The sequence below is a fragment of the Bradyrhizobium sp. SZCCHNRI20481 genome (assembly GCF_032485055.1).
In the GTDB taxonomy this organism is placed as follows: domain Bacteria; phylum Pseudomonadota; class Alphaproteobacteria; order Rhizobiales; family Xanthobacteraceae; genus Bradyrhizobium.
Window position 1 is genome coordinate 17,963 of sequence record NZ_JAUEUE010000002.1, and the last position, 16,574, is coordinate 34,536.

The window sequence follows — 16,574 nt, forward strand, 5'->3', positions numbered from 1 at the left end:
GCGGCACGGCTTGCGCGCGATTTCCTCGGGATTATAAGGGCCTGTCAGCCCCGGTTCAATCGAGCGTTCAACGTCCATGACCACGGTTCCCCGCACCACAGATCTCGCCGCGATCCGCATCTGGCTGCTCGTCGTGGCCGGCCTGATCGCGCTGATGGTGCTGGTCGGCGGCGCCACGCGGCTGACCGAATCCGGGCTGTCGATCGTCGAATGGAAGCCGGTCACCGGCACCCTGCCGCCGCTGTCGGAGCAGGCCTGGACCGACGCCTTCGAGGCCTACAAGACCATTCCGCAGTACCGGCAGATGAACGCCGGCATGTCCCTGCACCAATTCAAGACCATCTTCTGGTGGGAGTGGAGCCACCGGCTGCTCGGCCGCGTCATCGGCATGGTCTACCTGCTGCCGTTCCTGTGGTTCCTGTGGCGCGGCGCCGTCTCCGGGCCGCTCGGCCGCAGGCTGTGGCTGATCTTCAGCCTCGGCGCGCTGCAGGGCGCGGTCGGCTGGTGGATGGTGGCCTCCGGCCTCACGGAGCGCACTGAGGTGGCGCCGGTCCGTCTCGCGACGCACCTCTCGCTGGCGCTGTTGATCTATGCGTCGATCGTCTGGACCCTGCGCCGGCTTGCGTCGCGCGAGGAAACCGCGGCACCGGCGCGGCTGCGGCTCACCGCGTGGATGCTGGTCGGCGTCACCTTCGTGCAGCTCTATCTCGGCGCGCTGGTCGCCGGCCTGCGCGCCGGCCTCGTCTACAACACCTGGCCTGAGATCGACGGCGGCCTGATCCCGAAGGCGGCCAATCTGTGGATCCATTCGCCGTGGTGGATCAACCTGTTCGAGAACGATCTGACGGTGCAGTTCATGCATCGCATGACGGCGTATACGCTGCTGGCACTGGCGGCGTGGCACGCCTTCGACGTGATGCGCACGGGCAGCGGCCGCGCGGTCGTGCGCGGCGCCCACCGGCTGCTCGCCGCGATTTTTGTGCAGGCGGTGCTCGGCATTCTCACCTTGCTGGCGCTGGTTCCGATCTCGCTGGCGCTGCTGCATCAGGGCACGGCCATCATCGTGCTGACGTTCGCCGTGCTGCAGGCCGAACGCCTGTCGCCGCGGCGTACGGCTGTTGTCGCCGTGCCGCAGGCGGCGGTGGCTGCGGGGCAGGTGGGGTAGAGTTTCTCTTCCGTCATTGCGAGGAGCCGAAGGCGACGAAGCAATCCAGAGTCCCGCGCGACTCTGGATTGCTTCCGCCTTCGCTCTTCGAGCTTCGGCGGACAAGTCGCTTCGCTCGCAATGACGTGGAGACATCAGTTTTCATCCTCGCGCGCTATCGCGCCGAGCTTTGCCGATCGTTTCACCCTCGAAAACACGCGAGGGCGCAGGGAAGGCCGGATGCCTGGCCGGCACCCATGGCCCGCGTGCAAAGAAAAAAGCACGCGGCGGTCACCACAGGTACGGCCGAAAGCACCCGGCCTTCCCCGCGCGATGGTTTTAACGCTTATACGCGATCTCCCCGGGGACCGGGCTGTCTTGCCCCCGTCACCTCATGCGATGCGTGAGCACCGACACGAGACTTAGCGCCAGCGTCGGGGCGCCAGGACCACGCGATTTCGCCGTCCGTGACACGCCGCTCGTCCGCGCAGACTTTCGTCCACGCACGGCCCGCCACGTCCACCGCATTCCTGCCCTACGCAACTGGACGATCCGGAAGCGCCCCTCGGCTGGACAGGAACAAAAAGAGAACATAAGCTGATTTGCGTCGTTTGGCAAGCGTGGCGTGTCGCGGACATCGCCGGGTGGGGCGGACCATGCAATTCGAGTTCGATTGGGATCCGGCCAAGGCAGAGAGCAATCTGCGCAAGCATGGCGTTGCCTTTGAGCGGGCGATGAGCATCTTCAGCGATCCGTTGGCGCTCTCGCGTCTCGATGACGGATCTGGCGCAGGCGAGGAACGATGGGTTACGATGGGACGCAATATTGCGCACGAGCTACTGCTGGTCGTGCATACGTACACGGAGCTATCGGCAGACCGCGCAGCGATCCGCATCATTTCTGTCCGTCGCCCGACCCGGCGCGAAATCCGCTCCTACGAGAATGGGTGATCCGATGAAGGATGAATACGATTTCTCGAACGCCGAACGCGGCAAGTTCTTTCGCAAGGGCGCGCGAATGCTGCCTCCGGTGCATCTCGAGCCTGATGTGCTCGATCACCTGACCGGGCTGGCCAGCGCGCGGGGCGTATCGTTGACCGAATTGGTCAACACGCTTCTCAAGGAGGATATTGAGCGGATCGAGGCTGCGAAATAGCTCTTTGGGAGCTTCTGCGAGCACCTCGTGATGCCTTCGCGACCAGACTTCCGCGACACGGTTCGGGCGCGCGCGGACCGCGATCCGGCGTTCGCGAGGCGTTGTTCCAGGAAGCCGTGAGTGCGCTGCTGCGCGGAGAGGCCGATGACGGCCGCGCCGGCCTGCGTGCGTAAATCGACGCAACGATCGGCTTCGAGGCGTTGAGCAACGCGCTCGGGCGGCCGTCGAAGAGCCTGATGCGCATGTTAGGGCCATCCGGCAATCCCACGGCCGAGAACCTGCTTGGCGTGATCGGCGTGTTGCAGGCAGAGACAGGCGTGCAGCTCGACGTGCGCGTCGTGGCCGCGGAGTGAGTTACTGGCGCGCGGATCAACAAGATCACAGCTGCTCTCAACCAATGAAGAACGAATACGACTTCTCGAACGCCGAGTGCGGCTCGTCGTTGGACGAACTGGTCGCGACGCTCCTCAAGGAGGAGATCGCGCGGATCAAGGCGGCGAAATAGATATCAGGAGCGCCGCCGCCGCTGATCTTGGCAATAGCCGAGGGCCGTCCGTCGCAGGCGACTGCGGCGGATGAGGCTATCTCCGCCGTTGCTGTTGGCACGGATATCGCGAGCTTCAATCGGGCGCATACGCGTCCGGGTCGGGACTGCTGCTGGGCGACTTGAACGCGGCGCGTAAGGGGGCCGGCATCGGGTAGTTGAAGTTGATCCCGGTCGGCGGCACGGGTGACTCGAACCACTTCTTGTAGAGCGCCTCGATGGCGGGGCTCTGATAGAGCTCGGCCGTGACGCGATCGGCGATGGCCTTGAACGGCGCATCGTCCTTGCGCAGCATGATGCCGAAAGGTTCGGGCTTGGAGAATGCGTCGCTGCTGATCATGTACGCCGCCGGGTCCTTCGACCGCGCGATGGCGACCGCGAGCTGGACGTCATCGAGCACATAGGCCTGAGCCCGGTCGGTCTCCAGCATCAGGAACGCTTCGGCCTGGTCCTTGGCCGGCACGATGTTGATGCCGAGCTTGCGTTCGACATTGACCTTGTTCAGCTGTGCGATGTTGGTCGATCCAGCGATCGCGACGGCCGTCTTTCCCCTGAGGTCGTCGATCGTCTGGAGCGAGAGCGACTTCTTGGCCGCAAAGCGTGTGGCGCTGAGAAAGTGCGTATTGGCAAAGGTCACGAGTTTCTGGCGTTCGGCGTTGTTGGTAGTGGAGGCGCACAAGAGGTCGATCGTGCCGTTCGTCATCAGCGGTATGCGATTGGATGACGTCACCGGGACGGTTTCGATCGTGAGGTTAGGAAGCCCAAGCTCCTTTTTGACCGCTTCCGCGATCCGGGCGCAGATGTCGAGCGCGTAGCCCACCGGCTTCTGGTTGCCGTCGAGATAGCTGAACGGCACCGACGATTCCTGGAAGCCGATCGATATCCTGTTTGTCTCCTTGACCTTCTGGAGCGTGCCCGTCAGTTCCTCGGCGCCGGCGGCGTTTGCAGCGAGCGCTGCCGTCAGCAGAAGTCCCCAAATGCGCATCAAAACCTCTCCTCGCAGCAATCCTCTTTGCGCGTGCAGCGTTGCACGCGCAGCGGCGATGCAGCCTCGCTGCCTCCGGCCTGGATGAAAAGGGATAAAACCGCCTTCTTTCTCATTCCTGGAGGTGATGGATCGCCGCGCCGGGCGTCGTCGCCGGGTTCACCTGTCCGGTCTAACCTTCGAGTTGACGGCCGAAATCGCAGGTCTGGCGCGCCAGATCCGCTACGGCGGCCGCGAAGGCCGAGGGTCTGTCGTTGCGATACATGGCCGCATAGGGCACGGCCGGCAGCGTCGGCTTGACGGGCAGGATGACCAGCTTCTTCTGCTCGAAGAGAGGACGAAAACAGCGTTGCGGAAGATAGCTGATGCCGAGGCCGGCCACGGCGAGCCCGACCAGCGCAGTCAGATTGTCGACTGAGATGGCGCGCTTGAAGGAGACGCCGTTGGCCGCGAGCCATTTGTTGACGAAGAGGCCGGAGCCCGAGCGACGGCCCTGCATCAGAATCGTATGATGACCAAGCTCGTCGAAATCGAGGCTCCGGCGCGATCTGACCAGGCCGGGGCGCGCCGTCCACACGTTCTGCACTTCGGCAAGCCGCAGCGACGTCACCTCCGGGTCAGAGAAGACGTCCGGGATGACGACGAGATCGAGGCTGCCCTCGATCAGCCGATCGTAGAGGCTTCGCGAGGTTTCGACTTCAGGCTCGATCATCACCGCCGGATGGGCTTCGCGAATGGCCGAAACCAGACGCGGCAGCCATGTCAGCGCTGACAGCTCCGTCGCCCCAAGCCGCAGACGGCGCGCCGGTGACTGCCGGCCGTCCTTCAACTCCAGGATCTGGTCCTGCAACGCCAACATCTGTCGGCCAAGAGCAAGGATCTGCTCGCCACGTTCGGTCAGACGAGCCCCGCGCTGGCTGCGATCGAACAGCGGAACGCGCGCTGAGGCCTCGAGCTCCTGGATGCGCTTCGAGATCGCCGATTGCGTCGTGTTCAGCTTGGCTGCGGCGCGTTCGAACGTGCCGAGCTCCGCGATCCAGTTCAAAGCTTCTAGCTGCTTCAGGGTGACCATGTTCGCATTCAAAAAAGAGATGGATCGATATCTCCATTTATCGGTTTTCTGAATTCAGGACGAGTCCTACACTGCCGAGTCGGGGCGCCATCGAGCGACGCTCTGGACTGTGCAAGACGGGGAGCGAGAAATGGGTGAGGGACAAGCGCAGCCTGGTGCGCCGATCGATGCGGCGGTCGTCGCCGCGTTCAAGAGCGTTTCCACGGCCGTGATCAGCGACAACCTTCAGCGGTTGCCTGGTGCAGCCAGTCTACGGCCATTCTATACGGGCTCGCCGATGGCCGGGATCGCGCTGACCGTGAATACGGCGCCGGGGGATAATCTCTTCATTCATCGCGCGCTCGATCTCATTACGCCTGGCGACGTCCTCGTCGTCAATGGCGGCGGCAACGAGACGCGGGCATTGGTCGGCGAGATCATCGCCGCCATCGCGAGGGAACGCGGCGCGGCCGGGATCGTCGTCGACGGTGCGATCAGGGATTCCGGCGTGCTGATGAATTCCGACTTCCCCGTGTTCGCGCGTGCGGTCAATCACCGTGGCCCCTACAAGAACGGTCCGGGTGCGATCAACGTGCCGGTGTCGATTGGCGGCATGATCGTCACGCCAGGCGATATCGTGGTTGCCGACGCCGACGGAGTGGTCGCTTTCGCGCCGGCGATCGCATCCGAACTGCTCGAGTCCGCCCGCGCGCAGGAGCAGCGTGAAGCCGAAATCCTGGCGAGCATCCGCGCGGGGCGCTATGGCGGTGCCTACGCAAAATAGGCGTCTATTGCGGTCATCCGTACGAGCCTTGGCGGTATGCGGACCTCGTTCTTGTCGTCCCGGATGTCGCTTCGCTCATCCGGGCTACTTGCATGCCAACGGCACCCCGCTCAGCAATACCCATACACGCCGCAGGCATAAGGCAGGCGGAACATGTAGTTGGTGTAGCCTTCGCCGCCGTAATAGGGGCCCTGGTAGTCGTAGGAGAAGGCGCGGCCGTAATAGCCGGGCAGCTCCTGGCGGCCGAACAGCAGCGGCGTCGAGGGCCACATCGGGGAGATCAGCGAGTCCTGGTCCCTGACGACGACGACCGTCGGCGGCGGCGCTCTCACGGCGCGGCGGGCCTTGATGTGCACGATCTTGTCGTGGACGGCCGGCAGGTCGGCTGCGAGCACGACGCCGTTCGCCGCGATGGCCGCCAGCAGCATCATGATCACCAACGTTCGCATCCTGCTCTCCTCGACTTCTGTTCGGGTGGCGTCGGCGCTTCGCGATACATCCACCGCTGCTTTCACGCGGGTCCGGAAGGCGATTCCACGGGCGGCAGGATGAGCCGGGTATGGTTAACGAAATCCTTCCGGCATCCGACAGTTGGCTGCAATCATCCGTAGAAGGACGGGCATTTTCAGCTTTTGTTAAGTTCTGCGGGTGCAAGCTTACTGCTGCCGGCGATTTTGAAGGTCGGCCGAATGCAGCCCGGCCGCTGCGTCCGGGCGCGAAAATCTCTGCTGCATTTCATCAGAGTCTCAGACCAGAAGGTTTCGAGCATGTCGGTGATCATGTTTTCGGCGTCGGCGCGCCAAAATCTCCAATCACGGACCGGCTCAGTCAACGCTGAACTCGCTGCCATCGACGAGGGCGCCGCAGGACTGCAGGCGCTGTCGGCAAGCCGGCTGATCGCGGCCTCCGCGCTGCCACTGGCCGGCCAGATGCACGCGCGCCTGTTGCAGCTGATGAGATGATCACCTGGAGTTAACGAGGGCGCGGTCCGAGAAGCCGGCAACGGCCCGGCCGTGGGACGAAGGAGAGCGCGGAAGCCCAGGGGGCCGCCCGCGCTCTCTTTGTTTTCGGGGCCGCTTGCTGTCTCAGCCGTCAGTTACTCGTCATGCGCGGGCTTGTCCCGCCTGCGGGGCCGAAGCCCCTTCGGCGCGGCGACGGCCCGCGCAGCCACGTCGTCATTGCCGGGGCGAAGACGTGGATGGCCGGGACAAGCCCGGCCATGACGTGGTGAGAGATGCGCTCGTCACGCCGCACGCCGATGCGCGGCGCGATCCGTAGAGCGAAACGCGCCTTACGCGCTCAGCGCCTGCTCGAGGTCGGCGATCAGGTCTTCCTTGTCCTCGATGCCGACGGAGATGCGGACGATGTCGGGGCCGGCGCCGGCCTTGATCTTGGCGGCGTCGTCGAGCTGGCTGTGCGTGGTCGAGGCCGGGTGGATGACCAGCGAGCGGGTGTCGCCGACATTGGCGAGATGCGAGAACAGCTTCAGGTTCGACACCAGCTTGACGCCGGCGTCGTAGCCGCCCTTGAGCGAGAAGGTGAACACGGCGCCGGCGCCCTTCGGGCAGTATTTGCGCGCCAGCGTGTAATACTTGTCCTCGGGCAGGCCGGCGTAGTTCACCGAGGCCACGCCGGGATGCTTGCTGAGATATTCGGCGACGGCCTTGGCGTTGTCGCAATGCTTCTGCATGCGCAGCGGCAGGGTCTCGATGCCGGTCAGGATCATGAAGGCGTTGAACGGCGACAGCGCCGGTCCGAGATCACGCAAGCCCAGCACGCGGCAGGCGATGGCGAAGGCGAAATTGCCGAACGTCTCGTGGAGCCGGATGCCGTGATATTCGGGACGCGGCTGCGTCAGCATCGGATATTTGTCGCCGCTGCCGGCCCAGTCGAAGGTGCCGGCATCGACGATGACGCCGCCGATCGAGTTGCCGTGGCCGCCTAAGAACTTGGTCAGCGAGTGCAGCACGATGTCGGCGCCGTGATCGATCGGGCGGATCAGATAGGGCGAGGCCAGCGTGTTGTCGACGATCAGCGGCACGCCCGCCTTGCGCGCCACCTGCGCGACCGCCTCGATGTCGGTGATGGTGCCGCCGGGATTAGCGATCGACTCGATGAATACAGCCTTGGTGCGTGGGCTCACCGCCGCCTCGAAGCTCGCGACGTCATCGGTGTCGGCCCACACCACGTTCCAGCCAAAGCTCTTGAACGCATGCGTGAACTGGTTGATCGAGCCGCCATAGAGTTTTCGCGCGGCGATGAACTCGTCGCCGGGGGACAGCAACTGCTGCAGCGCCACGACCTGCGCGGCATGGCCAGAGGCCACGGCCAGCGCGGCGGTGCCGCCCTCGAGAGCTGCGACGCGCTCCTCGAGCACGGCGTTGGTGGGGTTGCCGATGCGGGTATAGATGTTGCCGAACGCCTGCAGCCCGAACAGCGAGGCGGCGTGGTCGGCATCGTTGAACACGAACGACGTGGTCTGATAGATCGGCGTCGCCCGCGCGCCGGTGGTGGGGTCAGGCTGGGCGCCGGCGTGAATGGCGAGGGTGGCAAATCCCGGGGCACGGTCGGTCATGATGTTTCCTCTTGGCTTGATCCCTCGCGCAGCGGCGCCGGCTGATGCAGGGATCGATGATGGGAGACGGTGTCAATAGCGCGCCGTCGTGCGCCTCCGCGTCATCCCGGCGGAGGACATTTGCCACCGGGCAAGATGCCGTCAAGGCTGGCGGCGATAATCAGTCGGATTTGAAATGCGTTGCTGTGTCGCGCCGTCGTCGCGACACGATCCTTTCGCAGATGCGTCAGGAGGGATCGCTTCTGTCCTTCGCGGCGCGGTCGGCCGCTGCCGTCGTGCCGCCGCCGACGCTGGTGCGGTTCAGCGACAGCCGCATGCCCTGGGTCGGGATCGGCGCGCGCTTGGCGCTGATGGTGCGCGAGTTGACACCCATCCAGGAGATCTCCGACGACAGCCGGCCATATTCGATCTTGGGGCAGCGGTTCATGACGACCTTCAGCCCAGCGGCCTCGGCCTTTTCGGCCGCCGCATCGTCACGCGCGCCGAGCTGCATCCAGATCACTTTCGGCAAAGGCGACAGCCTCAAGGCCTCGTCGACCACTGGCATGATGTGCTGCGAGCTGCGGAAGATGTCGACCATGTCGATGGGACGGCCGATGTCGGCGAGCGAGGCGACGAACGGCCGGCCCATCAGGCTCTTGCCGACATGGCCGGGATTGACCGGGATCATGTCGTAGCCGCGCTGCACCAGATATTTGAAGGCGAAGAAGCTCGGCCTGATCTCGGACGGCGAGGCGCCGACCATCGCGATCACCTTCACGCCGTTGAGGATGCCGCGGATGTAGTCGTCGGGATAGGTGTCGTGATTCATGGGGCACGTTTCTATTAGTTATATCGGGCATCGTCATTCCGGGGCGCCCGAAGGGCGAACCCGGAATCCCGAGCTGAGTTCAGCAATCTCGAGATTCCGGGTTCGATGCTTCGCATCGCCCCGGAATGACGAAGTTATTGATGCCGTCATTGCGAGGAGCCAACGGGTCCGCGCGAACGCGCGGCCCGATGACAGGCTCCGCGACGAAGCAATCCAGGGGCTCGGGTGGAACTCTGGATTGCGTCCGCCTTCGCCTTGCAGGCTTCGGCCGACACGCCGCTGCGCTCGCAATGACGGAGGAGAGAGCGGCGGGCGTCACTCATCCCGCCAGGTCGGAGTCCGCTTCTCGATGAAGGCGCCGATGCCTTCTTCCGCGTCGCGGGCGAGCATGTTCTGCGTCATCACCTCTGCCGCATAACGATAGGCGTCGGCAAGGCTCATCTCAGCCTGGCGGTAGAATGCTTCCTTGCCGAGCTTGATTGTATAGGCGGATTTGCGCGCGACTTGTTGTGCCAGCGCAATCGCCGTGTCGCGTTCCGTTCCGGCCGTGACCACGCGATTGATCAGGCCGATGTCGCGGGCACGCACAGCTGGAACCGGCTCGCCGGTCAGCAGCATCTCCATCGCCTGCTTGCGCGGCACGTTGCGCGACAGCGCCACCATCGGCGTCGAGCAGAACAGGCCGATGTCGACGCCGGGCGTCGCGAACGACGCGCGCTCGGAGGCGACGGCGAGATCGCAGCTCGCGACCAGCTGGCAGCCGGCTGCGGTGGCGATGCCCTGCACGGAGGCGACGACGGGTTTCGGCAGATGCACGATTCCCTGCATCATCGCGCTGCAGGCGTTCATCAGCTTGGCGAAGAAGGCGCGGCCGCGATCGGCATCGCTGCGACGGGCGGTGAGCTCCTTAAGGTCATGGCCGGCGCAGAACGCCGGGCCGTTGGCCGCGATCACCACGGCGCGCACGGCCTTGTCGGCACCGATCTCGGCCAGGGCCTGATGCAGCTCCGCGATCAGCGGCTCCGACAGGCTGTTACGCTGCGCCGGGCGGTTCAGCGTCAGCACGGCGACGGGGCCGACCATCTCGCGCATAAGGATCGGCGCGTCGGCAGCATTGGCGAGGGCAGGGGCGGACATTGCGATTTCCGGTTGGCGATTTCCGTTTGGGCGCTGGATCGCGGCTAATGTAACAGAAGGCAACGCGACAGAGCAGGGGGAGACATGACGGCGAAGATGAGCATCGCGGAACTCGAAGCGTTCCTGCACGCGGAATTTCCCCAGGCCTTCCGCACCGGCGGCGACATCAGCATCGAGAGCGCCGACGGCCGGAGCTGCCGGATGCGCCAGCGCTTCAACGAGCGCATGCTGCGTCCCGGCGGCACGGTCTCCGGGCCCACCCTGATGGCGCTGGCCGACTTCGCGATGTACGTGGTGCTGCTGTCGGCGATCGGCCCGGTCGGTCTTGCCGTGACCACGAATCTCAACATCAACTTCCTGCGCAAGGGCGCGGCCGGCGCCGACGTGCTGGCCGAGGCGCGGCTGCTCAAGCTCGGCAAGCGGCTCGCGGTCGGCGAAGTCGCGCTATTGTCAGGGGAATCGCCTGATCCGATCGCCCACGTCACGGCTACCTATTCCATTCCGAATGCGTGAGGTTTTCGAGGGTATTATTGCACCATATTTATAACCCCATGTTTTCGTTGGCGTAATTTTGCGCCGATGGCGTTGACGAATGCGGGGCGCTTCTCTAGAAGCTGCGACCAGTTCGGCGCGTCATCCGCGCCGCATTCTCCCTGTCACGGATATCTCTCATGAAAACCTTTTCGGCAAAGCCGGCCGAGGTCCAGAAGAAGTGGGTCGTGATCGACGCCAAGGGTCTGGTCGTCGGCCGTCTCGCTACGCTGGTCGCCATGCGGCTGCGCGGCAAGCACCTCCCGATCTACACGCCGCACGTCGACTGCGGCGACAACGTCATCATCGTCAATGCCGCGCACGCCGTCCTGACCGGCCGCAAGCGCGAGCAGAAGGTGTACTACAAGCACACCGGCTATGTCGGTCACGTCAAGGAGCGCACCGCGCGCCAGATCCTCGAGGGTCGCTTCCCCGAGCGCGTGATCGAGAAGGCCATCGAGCGCATGATCCCGCGCGGGCCGCTCGGCCGCGTGCAGATGGGCAATCTGCGTGTCTATGGCGGACCCGATCATCCGCACGAGGCGCAGAACCCCGAGAAGATCGACATCGCCAAGTTGAACCGCAAGAACACGAGGGCCGCATAAGATGGCCGAAAGCATCCAGTCTCTCGATCAGCTGTCGCAGCTCAAGGGCGCCGTCACGGCTCCGGACGCTCCGAAGTATGAGAAGAAGGTCGACAAGTTCGGCCGCGCCTATGCCACCGGCAAGCGCAAGGACGCGGTCGCCCGCGTCTGGATCAAGCCGGGCTCCGGCAAGGTCACCGTCAACACCCGCGACATCGAGGTCTACTTCGCTCGTCCGGTGCTGCGCATGATGATCGAGCAGCCGATGGTCGTCGCCGCCCGCAAGGGCCAGTACGACGTGATCTGCACGGTCGCCGGCGGCGGCCTGTCCGGCCAGGCCGGTGCGGTCCGTCATGGCCTGTCCAAGGCGCTGACGAATTTCGAGCCGGAGCTGCGCGGCGTCCTCAAGAAAGGCGGCTTCCTGACCCGCGACTCGCGCGTCGTCGAGCGTAAGAAGTACGGCAAGGCCAAGGCCCGCCGCTCCTTCCAGTTCTCGAAGCGCTGATCTCCTGGCTCCGGCTCCGTCCGGATCCATCAGCTTCAAATACGAACGGGCGCCCTCGCGGGCGCCCGTTTTGCTTTGCGTGAAGCCTGTGCGGATCAGGCGCTGGCGCGGCGCGCCGTCAGCCATTGGTTCGGTGCCAGCGGCTTCGACACCACGCGGACCTCGCCGATGCTGCCGATGAAGCCGTCCGACGGTGCGCGATCCCACCAGCCGCAGCCGAGAGCCCACGGCTGGCTCGCCGCAACGCTCGCGAGGCCGTTGCCGCCGATGACGCTGCGCACGACCGGCGCGCCCTCGATGTAGAGCACGGTCGAATTGTCCTTGGGATCGTTGACGATCGCGAGGTGGTACCAGGTGTTCAGCATGATCTCGCCGGACCAATCGGTCTGCGGCTGCTGGGTCGAACTCGACGGCACGATCTCCCACTGCACCTCGCGCAGGTTCGAGATCGCAAACAGGATCGGCGGCGATTCCGGGTCGCCGCCGGCATAGCCGGGCAGCCAGCCGCGGTTACCGAAGCGGGTGAGGATGTTGCACCAGGCGTGGTCGCTGGCTTTCCAGTTCGGATCGATCTTGATGAAGGCTTCGACGGTATAGCCGGATGCGAACGTTGCCGCGTTGATCGGCGCGTTGGCCGCGGTCGTGAACCAGCTGAAGCGGCCGGCGCCCTGCTTGGTCGTGTTGAGGAACTGCATGCTGCCCGGCGCCGAGGACAGGCGATGCTTGTCGGCGGTGAAGGCGACGTCAGCCACTTGAGCTGCGCCCGTGAGCGAGGCGCGCTGCATCGGGTTGGCGGCGGTGAGGTCCGGCAGTGCAGTGCCGGCGGCCACCGCCTTGCCGATCGCCGACGAGGCGATCCGCCAATGCGCAACCGTCTCGGCGATCAGCGGATAGTCCTGCTCGTTCGCCGGCGGCACCACCACCGGCTCGGGCGCCTCGGTGTAGTTGGCGTAGAGATCCTGCTTGACGCGCGGCAGGATCGGCGTGCCGGCGAAGGCCGGCAGATGGCAGAAATTGGTGAAGCGGGCGAAGCGGCGGCGGAAGTCGATGGGAATGGTGAACTCGTGATTGTCCTCGGTCAGCCAGGCGCGGTCGAACTGCTTGAGGCTGTCCTTCGGCTTCGCGACCACCCACGGTGAAAACGAGGCGACGTCGATCTTGTTGCGGGTGAAGTCGAACTCGTAGAGCCGCATCAGGCCGTTGCCGCCCTGATAGGCCATCTGATAGTCGACCACCATCTGGTGGACCGGATTGTGGAAGTCGTTGATCTTCGTCAGCAGCGCGCCGCCATGATAGTGGCCGTTGAGGGTCATGAAGATCTGGTCGTTGCTGCGGATCAGCTTGTCCCAGAGATACTGGCCGTAGGCGACCTCGAGCGGGCTCGTGCCGTCATTGGCGATGTTGAGCAACTGGTGATTGGCGAGGATGACCGGCAGCATCGGATGGCGCGCGATCATGCTGCGCGCCCAGGCGATGGCATCATCCGAGGCGCGCCAGGACAGCGACAGCACCATGAAGCTGACGCCGCAGGCGTGGAACACATGCGCCTCGTGCCAGCCGGTCGGATGGCGCTCCAGGAAGGTCCGCTGCTTCGCCGCGCGGCTGGTCGGAAACCATGAGAGATAGGGCTCGGATGAGCCGCGCTGCGCATCTGTGCCCGCGCTCTGGCTTGTCGCGCTTTCGAACTCCAGCGCCGACAGCACGTCGTGATTGCCGGCGAGCACCGAATAGGGCCGGCCGGCGTTCTCGAGCAGCTTCATCGCGGCGTCGGCGACCGCCCATTGCTGCGGATGCTTGGACTGGTCGACGACGTCGCCGAGATGGATCGTGAACGGGATGTGATACTTCGCGGCGTTGTCGACGATGAACTGCGTCTGCGCCGGATAGGGCGTGCTGCCATACTGGCGCTGATAGGCCTGGCCTTCTTCCGACGTTGCATAGCGCGAGTAGAACTGCGTATCGGGAAGGACGGCGAGCGCGAAACTGGTCGTGACGTGATGGTGGTGATGATGCATGCGCCAATGCGCGTGCGCCGCCTGGCCGGGCAGCAGGCTGGCGCCGAGGCCGAGCGCCGAAACGCCCATCGCGTTGCGCAGCAGCGTGCGGCGGTCCACGCCCTGCATCGGCTCCGGACCGCGCGACGGATGATGGCCTGCGGCCGGCTTGTTGTTCGATGAATCGTCGTCGAAAGACATCCTCGTCCCCACCTCGAGCGGCGGATCGCGCCGCGGTCGGGACGTGTTAGGGAGAGATGATCTCAAATTTGAGAAGGTTTCTTATCGTTTCGATGAGTGTTCGCCGCAGGACGGGAAACCATTGATTCCGCACGCGGGGGCGCACAACTATCAATGAAGGGGTGTGTGCCGTGTGCAATCTGGGCGGGCGGTCGCGCGGATTGCCTCGGCATTTTTGAATCCTGTTTGCAGATTTCTTGCGCAGCAATTTGTTGACGAGTTGCGCCGGGCTTTTCGAGAAAACTTGGCATCCCAGGCAAACCTCTTTCCAACAAACCGCCCGCTAGGTTGATCGCGATAAGGCCGCGCTAACCCTGACTTCCCGCGCCGCCGCAGCAACCGAGGTGATCGATGGCGCTTGATAGCATGACGCTCGACATCGTAGCGACCATGGTCGCGGCGCTGCTTGGCGCCATGTTGCTCCATTTCGGTCGACAGGAGAACACGCCGGCGCTGCGCTGGTGGGGGGCGGCCTATATTCTCGGCGCCGTCGCGATCGCGCTGTGGACGCTGATCGGCGAGCTCTATGGTGAGGTGGTGTCGCTGTTCCTGAGCTCCATCGGTCTGATCGCCACCGCCATGGTGTGGAATGCCGCGCGCGTGTTCCACGGCAAGCCGCCGAGCGTGCTTGGGCTCGTGCTCGGCGCGACGGTCTGGATCGCCAGCGGCATGCTGCTCGATGCGTCGGCGCAGGCGCTGCGACTGACGATCGGCGCCGCGATCGTCGTGATCTACGCCATGCTGACTGCGGCCGAGCTGTGGCAGGAGCGGCGGCGGACCTTGCACAAGCGCTGGCCGGCGCTGATCGTGCCGGTGATGCACGGCTTCGTGCTGATGCTGCCGATCCTGCTCGGCAACATGCTGCGCGATTCCGACGGCGCCTTCGCCGCGGCCTGGGTCACGATCTTTTCGATCGAGCTCGTGCTCTATGCGGTCGGCACCGTGTTCGTGATCTTCATGCTGGTGTCCGAGCGCATCGTCAGCGCCCACAAGCGCGCGGCGACCACCGACCCGCTGACGGGCCTGCTCAACCGCCGCGGCTTTGCCGAGTCCTCCGCGCAGCTCATCGAGCGCGAGGCGCGCGAGCAGCGCCCGGTCAGCGTGCTGATCTTCGACATCGATCATTTCAAGTCGATCAACGACCGCTTCGGCCACGCCGAGGGCGACGAGGTCCTGAAGCTGTTCGCAAACGTCGTGGTCAACAATCTGCGCCTCACCGATCTCTCGGGGCGGATCGGTGGCGAGGAGTTCGCAGCACTTTTGCCCTGTTCGATCGAAGAGGCCATGGTCGCCGCCGAGCGTGTCCGCGAGGCGTTCGCGGCCTCCGGCGTGGTGTGCGAGGACAAGCCGGTCGACACCACCGTCAGCATCGGCGTCGCCGGCGGGCCGGGCGGGACCGATCTCGACGTGCTGCTCGCGGCCGCCGATACCGCGCTCTACAAGGCCAAGCGTTCCGGGCGCAACCGGGTCGAAGCGTCGGCGGAGCTGCCACTGTCGCTCGACCGCTACCGCCGCCAGCGCGCCGCTGCCAGCCTGCCGCAGTCGGGACAGGCGGTGTTGTCCAGCTGAGGCGCGGCTTTCGCTCTCCCGAGGTCTGGGCTAGACAAGCGGCCCACACCAGGGGAGGCCGACAAAACATGATCACGGAAATCGCCCAGATCGACGTCAAGCCGGGCACGGAGAAGGATTTCGAGGCCGCGGTCGCGAAAGCACGCGCTGCTTTCGGCCGCTCCAAGGGCTTTCACGGCTTCGAGCTGCACAAATCGATCGAGAAGCCGCAGCGCTACCGCCTGATGGTGAAGTGGGAGACGCTCGAAAACCACACGGTCGATTTCCGCGGCTCGGAGAACTTCACCGAATGGCGCGGCCTGGTCGGGCAGTATTTTGCCAATCCTCCGGATGTCGAGCACACCGAGACGGTGCTGACTTCGGCCGGCTGAGGCCGCGCCAGCGCTGCTCGCCGCGGAACACCATCATGACGCATGACGATCTGGTCGAAGCCTACGCTGCCGCCGGACGGCACTACCATGATCTTCGCCACGTCCGGGACTGCCTGGCCCAGCTCGATCGCGTCGCGGACCTCAGCGTCCGCGACCGCGAGATCCTGACCCTCGCGATCTGGTGGCACGACGTCGTGTATGATCCCACGCGCTCCGACAATGAGGAGCAGAGCGCCATCCTTGCCGAGCGTCACGTCGCGCCCGAGCTGCGCGACGAGGTCGGACGCCTGATCCGGCTGACCCGGACGCACGATGTCGCGCCCGGCGATCGGCTGGGCGCGCTGCTCGTCTCGATCGATCTCGCCATTCTCGGCACCGATGAGGCCGGCTACGACGCCTATGCGGATGCGATCCGGCGCGAATATGCGCACGTGCCGGACGACGCCTACCGCGCCGGGCGCGCGGCCGTGCTGGAGCGGTTCGCGGGGCGCCCCGTGATCTATCCGGATGCGGGCTTTGCCGCTGCCCTCGACCAGAAGGCGCGGGCCAACCTCGCGCGCGAGCTGAGCGGTCTTCGATCATAAGCAGGATCAG

General features: G+C 65.0%; 18 protein-coding genes. 11 read left to right on the forward strand and 7 right to left on the reverse strand.

What is annotated here, in order from left to right; translation table 11 throughout:
- The first annotated feature begins 76 nt into the window (after positions 1-76).
- The 3 genes from QX132_RS02580 to QX132_RS02590 all read left to right on the forward strand — a co-directional run bounded on the left by QX132_RS02580 (position 77) and on the right by QX132_RS02590 (position 2,299).
- Positions 77-1,165, forward strand: coding sequence for a COX15/CtaA family protein (locus QX132_RS02580; protein WP_316160010.1), 1,089 nt, complete (start codon positions 77-79; stop codon positions 1,163-1,165).
- Between the two features lie 635 nt (positions 1,166-1,800).
- Entirely contained in the window at positions 1,801-2,094 is a 294-nt protein-coding gene (locus tag QX132_RS02585) for a BrnT family toxin (RefSeq protein ID WP_315738306.1), read from the forward strand.
- Positions 2,095-2,098: 4 nt separating this feature from the next.
- Positions 2,099-2,299 carry a hypothetical protein gene (locus QX132_RS02590; RefSeq protein WP_315738305.1) on the forward strand — a complete coding sequence of 67 codons (201 nt, stop codon included), beginning with the start codon at positions 2,099-2,101 and terminating at the stop codon, positions 2,297-2,299.
- Between the two features lie 620 nt (positions 2,300-2,919).
- Here QX132_RS02590 and QX132_RS02595 read toward each other — a convergent pair.
- Complete coding sequence (locus tag QX132_RS02595; protein WP_316160011.1) at positions 2,920-3,828, reverse strand: amino acid ABC transporter substrate-binding protein; 909 nt, start codon at positions 3,826-3,828, stop codon at positions 2,920-2,922.
- A 172-nt stretch (positions 3,829-4,000) separates the two neighbouring features.
- Positions 4,001-4,900: a LysR family transcriptional regulator gene (locus QX132_RS02600; protein WP_315759209.1), complete on the reverse strand. Its 900-nt coding sequence runs from the start codon at positions 4,898-4,900 to the stop codon at positions 4,001-4,003.
- A gap of 130 nt (positions 4,901-5,030) precedes the next feature.
- On the opposite strand from QX132_RS02600, the gene QX132_RS02605 reads away from it, so the two are divergent.
- The gene (locus tag QX132_RS02605; protein WP_315759208.1) at positions 5,031-5,663 is read left to right on the forward strand and encodes an RraA family protein; all 633 of its coding nucleotides are present in this window, start codon (positions 5,031-5,033) and stop codon (positions 5,661-5,663) included.
- A gap of 110 nt (positions 5,664-5,773) precedes the next feature.
- Here the strand turns inward: QX132_RS02605 and QX132_RS02610 are convergent, their stop codons facing one another.
- Positions 5,774-6,112, reverse strand: coding sequence for a hypothetical protein (locus QX132_RS02610; RefSeq protein ID WP_315738300.1), 339 nt, complete (start codon positions 6,110-6,112; stop codon positions 5,774-5,776).
- Between the two features lie 318 nt (positions 6,113-6,430).
- On the opposite strand from QX132_RS02610, the gene QX132_RS02615 reads away from it, so the two are divergent.
- Positions 6,431-6,625: a hypothetical protein gene (locus tag QX132_RS02615; RefSeq protein WP_315798468.1), complete on the forward strand. Its 195-nt coding sequence runs from the start codon at positions 6,431-6,433 to the stop codon at positions 6,623-6,625.
- A 329-nt stretch (positions 6,626-6,954) separates the two neighbouring features.
- Here the strand turns inward: QX132_RS02615 and QX132_RS02620 are convergent, their stop codons facing one another.
- The 3 genes from QX132_RS02620 to QX132_RS02630 all read right to left on the reverse strand — a co-directional run bounded on the left by QX132_RS02620 (position 6,955) and on the right by QX132_RS02630 (position 10,186).
- Positions 6,955-8,238, reverse strand: coding sequence for an O-acetylhomoserine aminocarboxypropyltransferase (locus QX132_RS02620; protein ID WP_315780277.1), 1,284 nt, complete (start codon positions 8,236-8,238; stop codon positions 6,955-6,957).
- Between the two features lie 226 nt (positions 8,239-8,464).
- A complete protein-coding gene (locus QX132_RS02625) occupies positions 8,465-9,049 on the reverse strand; it encodes a CoA-binding protein (RefSeq protein ID WP_315780275.1) in 585 nt (194 codons plus the stop codon).
- 315 nt (positions 9,050-9,364) lie between these two features.
- Positions 9,365-10,186 carry an enoyl-CoA hydratase gene (locus tag QX132_RS02630; protein ID WP_316160014.1) on the reverse strand — a complete coding sequence of 274 codons (822 nt, stop codon included), beginning with the start codon at positions 10,184-10,186 and terminating at the stop codon, positions 9,365-9,367.
- 84 nt (positions 10,187-10,270) lie between these two features.
- On the opposite strand from QX132_RS02630, the gene QX132_RS02635 reads away from it, so the two are divergent.
- The 3 genes from QX132_RS02635 to rpsI all read left to right on the forward strand — a co-directional run bounded on the left by QX132_RS02635 (position 10,271) and on the right by rpsI (position 11,806).
- Positions 10,271-10,699 (forward strand): PaaI family thioesterase, encoded by a 429-nt coding sequence (locus QX132_RS02635; protein ID WP_316160016.1) that lies wholly within the window; start codon positions 10,271-10,273, stop codon positions 10,697-10,699.
- Positions 10,700-10,857: 158 nt separating this feature from the next.
- The gene (rplM, locus tag QX132_RS02640; protein WP_315711511.1) at positions 10,858-11,322 is read left to right on the forward strand and encodes a 50S ribosomal protein L13; all 465 of its coding nucleotides are present in this window, start codon (positions 10,858-10,860) and stop codon (positions 11,320-11,322) included.
- A 1-nt stretch (position 11,323) separates the two neighbouring features.
- Positions 11,324-11,806: a 30S ribosomal protein S9 gene (gene rpsI, locus QX132_RS02645; RefSeq protein WP_172109671.1), complete on the forward strand. Its 483-nt coding sequence runs from the start codon at positions 11,324-11,326 to the stop codon at positions 11,804-11,806.
- 95 nt (positions 11,807-11,901) lie between these two features.
- On the opposite strand, the gene QX132_RS02650 is transcribed toward rpsI, so the two are convergent.
- The gene (locus QX132_RS02650) at positions 11,902-14,001 is read right to left on the reverse strand and encodes a LamG-like jellyroll fold domain-containing protein (RefSeq protein WP_315798465.1); all 2,100 of its coding nucleotides are present in this window, start codon (positions 13,999-14,001) and stop codon (positions 11,902-11,904) included.
- A gap of 390 nt (positions 14,002-14,391) precedes the next feature.
- Between QX132_RS02650 and QX132_RS02655 the strand changes: the two genes are divergently transcribed.
- From QX132_RS02655 to QX132_RS02665, 3 genes are all read left to right on the forward strand, one after another.
- Positions 14,392-15,609: a GGDEF domain-containing protein gene (locus QX132_RS02655; protein WP_315738293.1), complete on the forward strand. Its 1,218-nt coding sequence runs from the start codon at positions 14,392-14,394 to the stop codon at positions 15,607-15,609.
- A 68-nt stretch (positions 15,610-15,677) separates the two neighbouring features.
- Positions 15,678-15,980: an antibiotic biosynthesis monooxygenase family protein gene (locus tag QX132_RS02660; protein ID WP_315711517.1), complete on the forward strand. Its 303-nt coding sequence runs from the start codon at positions 15,678-15,680 to the stop codon at positions 15,978-15,980.
- Positions 15,981-16,015: 35 nt separating this feature from the next.
- The gene (locus tag QX132_RS02665) at positions 16,016-16,564 is read left to right on the forward strand and encodes a phosphohydrolase (protein ID WP_315775084.1); all 549 of its coding nucleotides are present in this window, start codon (positions 16,016-16,018) and stop codon (positions 16,562-16,564) included.
- Positions 16,565-16,574: the final 10 nt, after the last annotated feature.

Bases quoted from the DNA above. Each gene is read 5' to 3' on its own strand.
- QX132_RS02580 (WP_316160010.1), top strand. From the start codon at position 77: ATGACCACGGTTCCCCGCACCACAGATCTCGCCGCGATCCGCATCTGG.
- QX132_RS02585 (WP_315738306.1), top strand. From the start codon at position 1,801: ATGCAATTCGAGTTCGATTGGGATCCGGCCAAGGCAGAGAGCAATCTG.
- QX132_RS02590 (WP_315738305.1), top strand. From the start codon at position 2,099: ATGAAGGATGAATACGATTTCTCGAACGCCGAACGCGGCAAGTTCTTT.
- QX132_RS02595 (WP_316160011.1), bottom strand. From the start codon at position 3,828: ATGCGCATTTGGGGACTTCTGCTGACGGCAGCGCTCGCTGCAAACGCC.
- QX132_RS02600 (WP_315759209.1), bottom strand. From the start codon at position 4,900: ATGGTCACCCTGAAGCAGCTAGAAGCTTTGAACTGGATCGCGGAGCTC.
- QX132_RS02605 (WP_315759208.1), top strand. From the start codon at position 5,031: ATGGGTGAGGGACAAGCGCAGCCTGGTGCGCCGATCGATGCGGCGGTC.
- QX132_RS02610 (WP_315738300.1), bottom strand. From the start codon at position 6,112: ATGCGAACGTTGGTGATCATGATGCTGCTGGCGGCCATCGCGGCGAAC.
- QX132_RS02615 (WP_315798468.1), top strand. From the start codon at position 6,431: ATGTCGGTGATCATGTTTTCGGCGTCGGCGCGCCAAAATCTCCAATCA.
- QX132_RS02620 (WP_315780277.1), bottom strand. From the start codon at position 8,238: ATGACCGACCGTGCCCCGGGATTTGCCACCCTCGCCATTCACGCCGGC.
- QX132_RS02625 (WP_315780275.1), bottom strand. From the start codon at position 9,049: ATGAATCACGACACCTATCCCGACGACTACATCCGCGGCATCCTCAAC.
- QX132_RS02630 (WP_316160014.1), bottom strand. From the start codon at position 10,186: ATGTCCGCCCCTGCCCTCGCCAATGCTGCCGACGCGCCGATCCTTATG.
- QX132_RS02635 (WP_316160016.1), top strand. From the start codon at position 10,271: ATGACGGCGAAGATGAGCATCGCGGAACTCGAAGCGTTCCTGCACGCG.
- rplM (WP_315711511.1), top strand. From the start codon at position 10,858: ATGAAAACCTTTTCGGCAAAGCCGGCCGAGGTCCAGAAGAAGTGGGTC.
- rpsI (WP_172109671.1), top strand. From the start codon at position 11,324: ATGGCCGAAAGCATCCAGTCTCTCGATCAGCTGTCGCAGCTCAAGGGC.
- QX132_RS02650 (WP_315798465.1), bottom strand. From the start codon at position 14,001: ATGTCTTTCGACGACGATTCATCGAACAACAAGCCGGCCGCAGGCCAT.
- QX132_RS02655 (WP_315738293.1), top strand. From the start codon at position 14,392: ATGGCGCTTGATAGCATGACGCTCGACATCGTAGCGACCATGGTCGCG.
- QX132_RS02660 (WP_315711517.1), top strand. From the start codon at position 15,678: ATGATCACGGAAATCGCCCAGATCGACGTCAAGCCGGGCACGGAGAAG.
- QX132_RS02665 (WP_315775084.1), top strand. From the start codon at position 16,016: ATGACGCATGACGATCTGGTCGAAGCCTACGCTGCCGCCGGACGGCAC.